Raw genomic sequence first — 10,733 nt, forward strand, 5'->3', positions numbered from 1 at the left:
CGCCGCCAGGAGCCCCAAGAGGTACAGCGGAGCCAAGACCCGTAGCCGTACCGCCCGCGCGGAGCTTCCTGGCTGCCGGGGTCGCCGACCGCGCTACGGACCACGCATCCTCCGGCGGCCCACCCCCACAAGAGCGGACGACCGGCCGGAGCGATCGAGATACCTGAGCCAAGTGACCGTCACCGTGGCGGCCTCAGCCGGCGGCTGACGAGATCTACTCGTCCCGGGCGAAGAGCTTGATCACGTCCTCGAGCGTGGGATTGTCAGGGTCTTCGGCCGTCGCGAGCTGCGCGGCACTGCGAGGGAACATCGCTTGCTCATATGCGGACAGAGCGGTCTCGATGTCGCCGGGGTGCGTGACGAGGGCCTCGCCGAGTTCGGCGCCGTCCAGCATGGCCAGGTTGGCGCCCTCGCCGTTCGGGGGTATGAGGTGGGCGGCGTCGCCGACCAAGGTCACCCCTGGCACCCGGTCCCACCGGTGCCCGGCCGGCAGCGTGTAGAGGGGGCGCAAAACCGGTGCGGTGTCGCTGTCGGTAATCAGGGCGGTGAGTTCCGGCGCCCAGCCGTCGAACGCCTGCGCGATCTGTGCGGCGGCCGCGGCGGGATCGGCGAAGTCGATACCGCCGAACCAGTCCAGCGGCTCGGACAGCATCGCGTAGACGTGAAGGGTCCCGCCTTTCTCTCGTTGAGCCCCGATCTGCCTCTTGCCCTGATCGCCTGCGAACATCGACCCGCCACCGACCGCCTTCGCGGCAGCAGGGTGCCGCGTGTCGGCGTCGAACAGGTAGGTCTCGACGAACGACGTACCGGCGTACACGGGGCTGGCGGTGGAAAGCACCGGCCGGACCCGAGACCACGCGCCGTCCGCGCCGACCAGCAGGCTCGTGACGACGGTGCTGTCGTCCGCGAAGGTCACCTCATGGCGGCCGTCGCCAAGGCCACGAACACCGCTGACCTTGTGCCCCCACCGGACGGTGCCCGCCGGGAGCGAGTCGAGCAGCATCTGCCGCAGTTCGCCGCGCTGCACCTCAGGGCGTCCGCCCGCACCGTCGTCGGGTTCGTCGACCAGGACGTTTCCCTCCTGGTCGAGGCCCCGCACCGCCTGACGGCCCTCCAGGACGATGCTACGGAACTCATCCATCAGACCGGCCGCCCGCACAGCCAGTTGGCCGTTGTAGTCGTGGATGTCGAGCATCCCGCCTTGCGAACGCGCCGTCGGAGAGACCTCCGCCTCGTAGACGGTGGCCGGGATGCCGTGGACGTGCAGGACGCGGGCGAGCGTGAGGCCGCCAAGTCCGGCACCGATGATCGTGACGTGAGTGGTCATGCTGTTTCCTTGCCTGTCGCACGCCTGCCGGACGGGCACCCGACAGGCTCTCCGGCAAGGCTCCAGCCCCTCCCCCGACAATCCACCGGCACCGGCCCGACCACCCCGACATATCACTGACACCGCGTCTCCGCGCCCGAACGTTCCGGGTCTGCCGTTACTGTCACCACACACGCCAGAGGCCCCGTTCCATGAATGGAACGGGGCCTCTGAGCTGGTGCGCGCTCGGCAGGATTCGAACCTGCAACCTCTTGATCCGCAGGTTCGGGCAGGGGGCTGGCAGGGCTCCGCGCAACCTCCCCGACAGCCAGTCACGGCGAGCGGCTGACCGGTTGTGTGTGCCCTCGTTGATGTCAGCGTTGATGTCAACTGCGGCTACCAGTGGCCCGAACTGCATGCAGTCCTGGCCGCTCAGAGATTGGGGTACAACCCAGCCTGAGCGATCCAATCTTCTCTGCCTCTTCAAGACCTGCTGCGCTCCGCTCCGCCGGACGGGCTCCCGGCTCCGCCGCCCTTCGCGCTCATGCCTTCGGCCCGCGCTACGGGCGCTGCGCCTACGCCCGCCAGGTGTGGCTGGACCGGGCAGTGAAGCGGGCGATCGCACTGCCCAACTCGCCGTCAAAGACGATGCCTACGGTGGGGGATCGGTCGGCCCCGGGAGCCGGGGGAGCGCTGCCGGATGCGGATCCGTGGGTGGTTGCGAGGAGCTCCCATCCCGTCCGCCATCGACCCACACGCATGTGGAGCGGGCGTGGTCCATGGCGGACGGGATGGGAGCTGGGGCGAGTCGTGAGCGGGTCGCCCCGCCTTGCCCTTTTCCTGGATCCTCACCCCGCAAGCCCAAAACAAACCTTAACCTGGCTAGGTACCAAAAGAGGAAGGCGAGCAAAAAGCAACCGCCAGGAGGATAAAAAATGGCTGACCCTACCGAGTTGATGCTGACCGACCTCTCGAATTCTTATGCAGACACGAAAGTTTCGAATTCTTTCCTCCGCCTGTATGTGAGTGATCCTCGATTCGGCCGCGCCTTCGCCAGCCTTCACGAACAGCTAAACGAGCATTTCGAATCCATCAACAACAGAGCGGAGACGACCCACCACTACTGGGCCGAGCAAAGCAGGGAAATGCTCGCACTCATCAAGGAAGTCACCAATTTCCTTGATTCTCTCAAGCATGCCGGAATACAGGTACACCTCGCAGAGTCCTACATAGGTGCAATAAAGAGGTGCCAGCCTTGGCTAGCGCGCAGCGGGGGCAGCACCATCCCGGACGACTTCGAGCAAATTGCAATCACCAAATACGAGCCAGTTTTTTCTCGCCCAGACACCGAGATCAAACTGAAGAAGTCCAGCCAGCGCACTCAGTTGCAGCTGATAGGCGAAGGCTCGTACGCCAAGGTGTTCTCGTTCACCGATCCTGACTACGGAATCAAATTCGCCGTCAAGCGCGCCAACAAGGACATGAGCGAACGGGATCTTCATCGGTTCCGGCAAGAATTCGAGATCCTCAAGCGCCTAAGATTCCCGTACATAGTTGAGGTATTCCAGTACGACGCAACTCGCAATGAATACCTGATGGAGTTTTGCGAGTCCACGCTCCGCAAGTATATCAAGAAGCGCAACAACACGTTGCCATTTTCGTCACGGAAGAGAATTGCGCTGCAATTCCTGTACGGCGTCAATTACATCCACAGCGAAGGCTTACTTCACCGCGATGTCAGCCTCCAAAACGTTCTGGTGAAGACCTTTAACGGTGGGGCCGTCCTTGTAAAGCTGTCAGACTTCGGCCTCGCCAAGGACAAGAATTCCGAGTTCACACGAACAAAGACAGAGATGCGGGGAACCTATCGGGACCCCCTCCTGGCGAACTTCAAAGACTACGGCGTACGCAATGAAATCTACTCGATCGGCTGGGTGCTTTCCTATATCTTCACTGGAAGAGAGGCTCTGATGTCCCAAGATGATGCGCCGAGCCAGATCGTGCGGAAATGCGCGGCACATGATGTTGCCCATCGGTACGGGAGCGTGCGCGAACTAATTGGTGACGTCGAGAGACTGGAATCCACCCCGCCGCCCACGGATGCTCCGGCATAACACTTAGGGGTGAAGCCCTCTGACATCCACGGCTGACATCAGCGGTGTTGGACGGGCATGTACAGCAACACCCCCGCCTGCCCGTCACACCGACCATCAGCAGCACCTGGAACGGGCTCGGATCGAACTCCTAATGCGGTGCTCACACACGAGCGCCCTCCCGGGCAGTGCTGGGGCCGTGGAAGGGCGCTCGTTGGCGACTAACGCTGACAACTGGCGACAGCTGCACGGCAGTTCAGAGCAGTGATCCAGAAGACGGCCGCAGGTCACGGCCGCCAATGATCAGTTGTGGCTGTTCTGAGGAGCGAGGAACTGTGGCCTCCCGTGGCCAGATCGCCCTCTTGTGTCCCCTTCATGTACGTGTCACATACTTGAAAACGGGGTGATCGGGCAGAGGGGGACGCATTGTCTGTATCGGGTGCTCATGCGGTGGGGCCGTCGGCCTGGACCATCGAACGATTTGGGCAGCATGCCGGCGCGGTCGCCGCTGCCGTCCCGGTGCAGCTGACTAAAGCGCACGCGAAGGCTCATGCTGCGCACCTCGCGGCAGGGCTGAAGAAGCGGAGTCCATACGGTGTCGCCCTGGCAGGGCTGGTACGGAAGAACCTGGCGGAGACAGCGCGGAAGCTGAGGGAGTCCGTGCGGGACGTGCGCGGATATGAGTATGCGGTGATCAACGATCACGCGATCTTCCCGTTCCGGTACGCAGACAGGCCGAGGTCTCTGGACCGTGCCCGGTTGCCCGCCAACGTGTCGCCCACTCGCCGTCGGTTGTTCCAGGCACACGGGCCGCAGTCCCCGGACGGCCTGTTCGAGGTCGACGGCGGTCTGGCGACGGAGGAGTACCTGGGGCTGCACGAAGCCTTCGAGGAGCTAGGAGCTTCTACAAGGCTCGTCTGCGTGTTCTTCACTGCGGACGCCGAGAACAGCATTCACGTCATCCACTGGGGAGAGGCCCACCTTGAACCGGACCGCACCTTCACATGGCCCTATAGGGAACAGCTCCCAGCCGTTCCCGTGCCGCTTGAGTGACGAGAAGCGGCGCTGGCGATGGGGTGCTTCGCTCCGTGTTGGCTGAGTCCTGGGTCGTCCCTGGACCGTCCGAGGTCGCTCAGCGACGACCGGTGACGGCTACTAACGACGGTCGTAGCAAGCGCAGCCGCAGGCCACCCGTTTCGATCTGCGGCACTGGACCACCATGCCCAAGCCCGGAGAACTTGGCTTTAGAGGTGCACGCCAACAGACTTGATTTGATGGCAGCCACCCCTGAGTGAACCGAGGCTCCTCTGCGAGGCTGGCTGAGCTGGGACTTTGCCAAGTCGATCGCACGCAATGCAGATGACCCTCGGGCGAACGCAGCGGGTGACCATATCGGCCATGAGCAAGATCCGCTAGGAGGTCGTCGCCATGGCCTGAGGGATCATCTGGGAACTGCCAGCCCGCAGGTCTGCACAGGAGAAACCGTCCCTCCAAAGGAGCCACACCCAGCTCTAATTTCCCTCAAGTTCCGCGCCTGGGCGGCGAGCCGCGTGGTGTTCTGTCTGTATGGTCAACAAAGTACGGGGGTGGCGCAGCCGAGCGGCGATGCTCCGCGCGGCCGGGGCGACCGTCGCTGTCGGGGTTCTAAGCGCAATTCTGTGGTGGTGGGGTGGGGCCCTGATACGTGCCTTAGTCCCGATGACTCGGCCCGAGTGGGATCACTTAACGGCGGAGACACGAACACAAGCTGAGGGGCAGTATCGGCTAGCGATCGTGCAGATCACCGCAGCGCTTGGTGGTGTCGTAGCGCTGCTGTACACCGCACGGAACTACCGGCTTGCCCGCCACGGCCAAGTCACCGACCGATTCACCAAAGCCCTTGAGCGGCTGGACTCGGAGCAGATGTACGTACGCCTCGGCGGGGTCGTGGCGCTGAAACAGATTGTGCAGGACTCCCCCGGTCAGGCTCCCCAAGCCGCCCTCGTCTTGAACGCCTTCATCCGTGACCGCGCCCCTCGCACTCAGCCCAAGCAACGCCCCGCCTCAAAGGGCGAGCTGGGTGCTGCTGCACTCCGCACAGCACTTGAGCAGACCACCCGCAGACGCGAGATCCCGCTTGGCATGCCCGAAATTGACGAGATTCCCGAGGCCGACGTACAGGCTGCCTTGACTGCACTCACCTGCCCCGCATCCCGTCTTCACGCCGATCGCACCCAGCCAATCAGCCTTGAATATCTGCACCTCAAGGGTGCGGATCTTTGCAATGCGGATCTCACTGGAGCCGTCCTCTGCGGTGCAGACCTCACCCATGCGGTCCTTGGCGGCGCCGACCTCCGCGACGCAAACTTCTCCAGCGCGGTCCTCGTTGGCGCGATATTGTCCGACGCGAGGCTTTACGGCGCGGCATTCCACGACGCGATTCTCACCGGAGCGGATTTCCACAGCGCGAACCTCGCCGGAGCGGATTTCGACGGTGCCATAGACCTCCACCGCACGGAGCCGCCTGTTACACACCCCAACGCCCTCGGCGTCGATATCTTAGCCTGGCGTGGTTCTTCTGGAGGGATTGGTTGAACTGGGACTTTGCCAAGTCGATCGCACGCAATGCAGATGACCCTCGGGCGAACGCAACAGGTAACCGTATCGGCCATGAGCAAGATCCGCTAGGAGGTCGTCGCCATAGCCTGAGGAATCATCTGGGAGCTTTCGGCCCGCCGGCCTACACGGGAGAAACCGTCCCTCCAAAGGAGCCACACCCTTTTGAGTATGCGTACTCAGGTGTGCGAGGGCTGTGGTGTGAAAGGTGAAGCCATGTTGAGTAGCAGGCTATGCCGTTGGATAAAGGGCGGCGGCGTCACGGCAGCCGCTGCCCATGCGACTTACTGGATCTGGGAGTCCGCCAAGGAGTGGGAGTTAGAAGCGCAACAGGCCAAACCGGAAGGAGGCATCGGTGCAGGGTTCATCGAGGGCGTGCTGGCCACACTCGCCTGGTTGACGCTGGTGCCACTGCTGCTGTGGGTAGGGATGCGGCTGCTACGGGAGCGAGACAATCACCTACTGGTTTCCATGGGATCGGCGACGTGGATCGTTCTCGGGACTCAGGTGGCCGAAGGCGGCGTCAGCAGGGTAGAAACGGAGCTGTTCCTTTTCGCGTTCGCTCTGCTTGGCGGCTTCCTGGCGCTGTACCGCCCCGCCGTACCAGAAGAGTGATCGATCAAAGGGCGAGGAAGTATCCAACGGAAAGGCCGTCATCTCCGGGAGAGCCCCCGGTGAGAACGGTCTACGAGTGCTGCCGCGACTTCAGTTCAGCGACTTCCCGCTTGAGGGTCTGGACCTCCGCGTTCAAGGTGCGGAGCTGGTCCCGGACCTCTAGAAGTGCTTCGGTGAGGGTTCCGGTGGGTTCTGTGCTCGTCGGAGCCTCGGCCGTTCCGGCCGTCTTCTGGGGAGACGTGTAGCGCTTGGCCTCGATCACCTCACCGCTGGGGCCGATCGCGTCGACTACATAGCTGCCGCGCCCCTGCACGGTGTAGATGAAGCCCTCTTCCCGGAGCACGCGAAGAGCGCTGCGGGCGGTCATGTTGGCGATGCCGAATCGCTCTTGCAACTCGCGGTGCGAGGGGAGCTGTTCCCCCGGCTTGAGCTTGCCCGCCTTGATCTCGCTCCGGAGGGCATCGGCCGCCTGCTGATACGGCGGACGGGCGTCGTGCGTCGACGGCGTCATGGTCCAAGGGTAGCCGTGTTAGCCCACCTAAACACACCCAAACCCTCGCCATTCCCATGGCTAGCTCGCTTGACCTAGCCAGCCTGGCTGGGTCATAGCTGGTGCCCCGGCCGCACAAGCGGTCGGCCACGAAAGGGAGTCCGAGCATGGCTATGACCCGTATCCGCGTGGGGCTGCTGCCCTCCACTCAGTTCATCGCTGGCACCCTCCCGGTGCCGAAGGTCAAGAACCCCGACACGGGTGAGGTCGCCACCGATCTCGACACCGGGGAGACACTGCACATCCTGACCGTCTTCCTCATGGAGGAGGGTCGCGCGGAGCAGATGAAGATCACCGTGCCGGAGAGCGGTCTGTCGGGTGGGCTTCAACCAGGGATGCCGGTGCGGGTGGCGGAGCTGTTCGCCACTCCGTGGGCGCGGGTCTTCAACGGTCAGCTGTCCAACGGCGTGGCCTACCGGGCGGCGGCGCTGGAGCTGGTCAAGTGAAGGCCGCCGCCCCTGAGCCCGTCTATCCGGTCGCGCCGGAGAGCGGGGATGACGACTCGCGGTTCACGAACGGCTTGGCCTTCGACGTGGCCAAGGCGATCGAGTCGCACGGCTATCCCAAGCTCGCATCTGGACCGTGACCTGCTGGAACTCCGGCAATCCCTGTAGCGATTCCTCTACATGAACAAGGAGAACGCGAACGGCGGGGGAAGCATCTACCAGCGCAAGGATGGGCGTTGGGAGGGCATCGCGTACGTCCTGACGGCCGACGGCACGCACAAGCGACGCAGTGTCTACGGGAAGACCTGCGATGACGCCCACGACAAGCTGACCAGGCTCAAAGGCCGAGTCCAACAACGGGCTCCCCGTCGCCACGAGCAAACAGAGTCTGGGCGACTTCCTGACGTACTGGCTGGCCAACGTCGCACGCATCAAGGTCCGTCCGGCCACGTACGCCGCTTATGACTCCCTCGTGCGGAACTACCTCGCTCCGGGCCTCGGGAAGAAGAAGCTGACGCGGCTCACCGCGCGGGACATCCGGGCCTTCCTCGCCACCACGGCCCGTAGGTGCCAGTGCTGCGCTCAGGGGAAGGACAAAGCACGCCCGGAACGGAAACGCCGCTGCTGTGCGCTGGGCAAGTGCTGCAAGGCGTACCCGTCCGATCGGACCGTGCGGTTCCTCCTGGTGCTACTGCGGGCCGCGCTGGAGCACGCTGTGCGGGAGGACGAGTTGCCGCGCAACGTGGCCAAGAACGTGGAGCTGGGCATGGGCACCAAGCGCGAGATAGAGCCGCTGACCGTGAGGGAAAGGCGTCAGCTCCTGACGGCGGCACGGGGCAACCGGCTCTGGGCGGTGTACGAGTTGGCCGTACGGATTGGCCTGCGGCGCGGTGAGGTACTCGGCCTTCGGTGGAAGGACGTAGATCTGGTGGGCGGCTCGCTCACTATCCGCCAGACGCTCCAGCGCGTGAATGGGGAGCTGCTGATCTCGGCCCCGAAGACTCAGAGGTCCGCCCGGCGGGTGGCGCTGCCCGCCGAGTGTGTGACGGCGCTCCGGGCTCGCCGTGCCCAGCAACGCGGGGATCGGCTGGTGGCGGGAGAGAAGTGGAAGGGCGGCAGCAGCGATCTCGTGTTCACCACGAAGAACGGGACACCGATCGAGCCGCGCAACCTGAACTGTGCCTTCGCTCTCCTGTGCGACAAGGCAGGCGTCCGACGCGTCCGGTTCCATGATCTCCGCCATACCTGTGCGTCTCTGCTCCACGAGCAGGGGCCGACGCCCGGATGATCATGGAAATGCTCGGGCACAGTTCGATCCGCGTGACGATGGACGTCTACACCTTCGTCCGGCTGGACTCGCAGCGCTCCGCTTTCGACCGCGTCGGGGATGCCCTTCGTGACGGCGACGGCCCGGACGACGATGACGGCGCGGGTGACGCTCTGGTCGCCGTCCGATCGAGGCGCGCGGCGGTTGCCGTCAACGACCGCCGTCAACGGGTAACGCAAGAGGCCCCTTCCATCACTGGAAGGGGCCTCTGAGCTGGTGCGCGCTCGGCAGGATTCGAACCTGCAACCTCTTGATCCGTAGTCAAGTGCTCTATCCGTTAAGCTACGAGCGCTTGGCTTCCCGGCGGTTTTTCTTGCCGGTCGGCGTTGCGGGGACAACATTACATGACCTGCGCCGTCAGGCGAAATCCGTTTCCCATACCCCTACTGACCTGCGGAAACGCCATTTTCAGGGGGCGCCGGGACGGCCGTTGCAAGGCGCCGGAGAGCTGGGTTCCGCGTCGCGCGACGCTTGCGTAGCGAGGGCGGGTGCCACCGAGGGATACCGATCAGTCACGCTACGTCGTCACCGCCGAAGGCTTGGCGTCCATCTGGTCCGGGGCGGCTGGGCGGGGTCGTTCGCAGCGGCCGGAGTAAAGGGGGAGAGCGGGGCCGTCGGCGTCGCTCCGGTCCGCTCCAGCCCGGTCCCAGCCCAGTCCGGTCCGCTCCAGTCCGGTCCCGGCCCAGTCCGATCCGGTCTGTTCCAGTCCGGCGCCGGTCCGGTCCCGCGATCATTCACAGTTCCCGCCGGAACGACACAGGGAGCCCGGGCCATCGGCACGGGCTCCCTGATCGGAGAGCGGAGGCTGAGGGATTTGAACCCTCGATGGGCTTTAGGGCCCAAACCGCATTAGCAGTGCGGCGCCATAGACCAGACTAGGCGAAGCCTCCAGCACACCGGTCGCTCGCGCGAGCGCGAGGCGGTGTGTGCAGATGATGTCACAGCCCAGTGGGATGTCACCAATCGCGGACCACGGTACTCGGCGGGCGGGGCCCATCGCAAAGCCCTTGTGGGGGCGCGGCCCGTACGGCGGCGTGCGGGCCGTACGGCCGCGGGGAGCCTTATGGCCCGCGCGGCCCTTACGCCGAGCGGCGCCCTTACGGCCGGCACAGCCCCGTACACAGCCCCCGTACGCAGCCCCTTATGGCGGCGCAACGCGCGCCTCGGCGGCGCGTTAGAGGGGGCAGGGGCAGCGCGCCCCCTCTGATCACCACCAGGAGTGCCTCCATGCCCCTGCTGCACCGCCTCGCCGTCACCGCCGCCCTGACGACCGCCGCCACCGTGGGTGCGCTGGCTCCCGCCGGGGCCACGCCGCTGCCGTTGCCCCTGCCGTTCGACGGGGAGAGCGCGGACCGGCTCGTGATCACCGTGAGCGAGACCGGTGATCCCGATGACGCCGCGACCTATGTGCTGGACTGCCACCCGACCGGCGGTACGCATCCCCGGGCGCGGGCCGCGTGTGCACAGCTGGATTCGCAGACCGTGTGGGGCCGGGATCCGTTCGCGCCGGTGCCGCCGGACGCGATGTGCACCGGGCAGTACGGCGGGCCGATCACGGCTCGGGTGACCGGCCATTGGGCGGGGCGTCCCGTCAACGCCTGGTTCAACCGCACCAATGGATGTGAAATCGCCCGGTGGAACCGGTTCTCGGTCGTTTTGCGCACTCCTGGGAGCTGACCTGGGGATTGGGTCTGGAGTGAGAAGAGGAGAGCTCGGTGAAGTTTGTCCGGGCGTGCGCCGAGACGCGTACGTCGCGCTGCGACCTCCCTCTCATCCGCCGTCGCGCCTGGCCCTGGTGCCC

Annotated in this window: 9 protein-coding genes, 2 tRNA genes and 1 pseudogene; 8 read left to right on the forward strand and 4 right to left on the reverse strand. The window is 64.9% G+C overall.

Annotation, left to right across the window (positions count from 1 at the left end; translation table 11 throughout):
* Nucleotides 1-214 precede the first annotated feature (214 nt).
* Complete coding sequence (locus AB0E24_RS12050; RefSeq protein ID WP_359376435.1) at nt 215-1,327, reverse strand: FAD-dependent oxidoreductase; 1,113 nt, start codon at nt 1,325-1,327, stop codon at nt 215-217.
* A 914-nt stretch (nt 1,328-2,241) separates the two neighbouring features.
* Here AB0E24_RS12050 and AB0E24_RS12055 point away from each other — a divergent pair.
* The 4 genes from AB0E24_RS12055 to AB0E24_RS12070 all read left to right on the forward strand — a co-directional run bounded on the left by AB0E24_RS12055 (nt 2,242) and on the right by AB0E24_RS12070 (nt 6,609).
* On the forward strand, nt 2,242-3,420 hold the full coding sequence (locus AB0E24_RS12055; protein ID WP_283885848.1) for a protein kinase family protein: 1,179 nt from the start codon (nt 2,242-2,244) through the stop codon (nt 3,418-3,420).
* 639 nt (nt 3,421-4,059) lie between these two features.
* Nucleotides 4,060-4,452 carry a hypothetical protein gene (locus AB0E24_RS12060; protein ID WP_359376439.1) on the forward strand — a complete coding sequence of 131 codons (393 nt, stop codon included), beginning with the start codon at nt 4,060-4,062 and terminating at the stop codon, nt 4,450-4,452.
* Nucleotides 4,453-5,172: 720 nt separating this feature from the next.
* Complete coding sequence (locus tag AB0E24_RS12065; RefSeq protein WP_359376442.1) at nt 5,173-5,973, forward strand: pentapeptide repeat-containing protein; 801 nt, start codon at nt 5,173-5,175, stop codon at nt 5,971-5,973.
* 192 nt (nt 5,974-6,165) lie between these two features.
* Nucleotides 6,166-6,609: a hypothetical protein gene (locus AB0E24_RS12070; RefSeq protein ID WP_232564591.1), complete on the forward strand. Its 444-nt coding sequence runs from the start codon at nt 6,166-6,168 to the stop codon at nt 6,607-6,609.
* A gap of 70 nt (nt 6,610-6,679) precedes the next feature.
* On the opposite strand, the gene AB0E24_RS12075 is transcribed toward AB0E24_RS12070, so the two are convergent.
* On the reverse strand, nt 6,680-7,120 hold the full coding sequence (locus tag AB0E24_RS12075) for a GntR family transcriptional regulator (RefSeq protein WP_283885844.1): 441 nt from the start codon (nt 7,118-7,120) through the stop codon (nt 6,680-6,682).
* 146 nt (nt 7,121-7,266) lie between these two features.
* Between AB0E24_RS12075 and AB0E24_RS12080 the strand changes: the two genes are divergently transcribed.
* The 3 genes and pseudogenes from AB0E24_RS12080 (at nt 7,267) to AB0E24_RS46165 (ending at nt 9,144) form a co-directional block, all read left to right on the forward strand.
* On the forward strand, nt 7,267-7,605 hold the full coding sequence (locus tag AB0E24_RS12080; RefSeq protein WP_359376446.1) for an SCO3933 family regulatory protein: 339 nt from the start codon (nt 7,267-7,269) through the stop codon (nt 7,603-7,605).
* Nucleotides 7,602-7,745 (forward strand): hypothetical protein, encoded by a 144-nt coding sequence (locus AB0E24_RS12085; protein WP_232564592.1) that lies wholly within the window; start codon nt 7,602-7,604, stop codon nt 7,743-7,745. Before AB0E24_RS12080 ends, AB0E24_RS12085 begins: the two co-directional genes overlap by 4 nt.
* Nucleotides 7,746-7,785: 40 nt before the next feature.
* A pseudogene (locus tag AB0E24_RS46165) lies at nt 7,786-9,144 on the forward strand (site-specific integrase).
* A gap of 7 nt (nt 9,145-9,151) precedes the next feature.
* Here AB0E24_RS46165 and AB0E24_RS12100 read toward each other — a convergent pair.
* Together AB0E24_RS12100 and AB0E24_RS12105 are read right to left on the reverse strand one after the other, a co-directional pair.
* A tRNA-Arg gene (locus AB0E24_RS12100) sits at nt 9,152-9,224 on the reverse strand.
* Nucleotides 9,225-9,731: 507 nt separating this feature from the next.
* Nucleotides 9,732-9,822: transfer RNA gene (locus AB0E24_RS12105), tRNA-Ser, on the reverse strand.
* A gap of 337 nt (nt 9,823-10,159) precedes the next feature.
* Here AB0E24_RS12105 and AB0E24_RS12110 point away from each other — a divergent pair.
* Nucleotides 10,160-10,609, forward strand: coding sequence for an SSI family serine proteinase inhibitor (locus AB0E24_RS12110; RefSeq protein WP_069861047.1), 450 nt, complete (start codon nt 10,160-10,162; stop codon nt 10,607-10,609).
* Nucleotides 10,610-10,733: the final 124 nt, after the last annotated feature.

Source organism: Streptomyces malaysiensis subsp. malaysiensis (assembly GCF_040653035.1).
Taxonomy (GTDB): Bacteria; Actinomycetota; Actinomycetes; order Streptomycetales; family Streptomycetaceae; genus Streptomyces; species Streptomyces malaysiensis.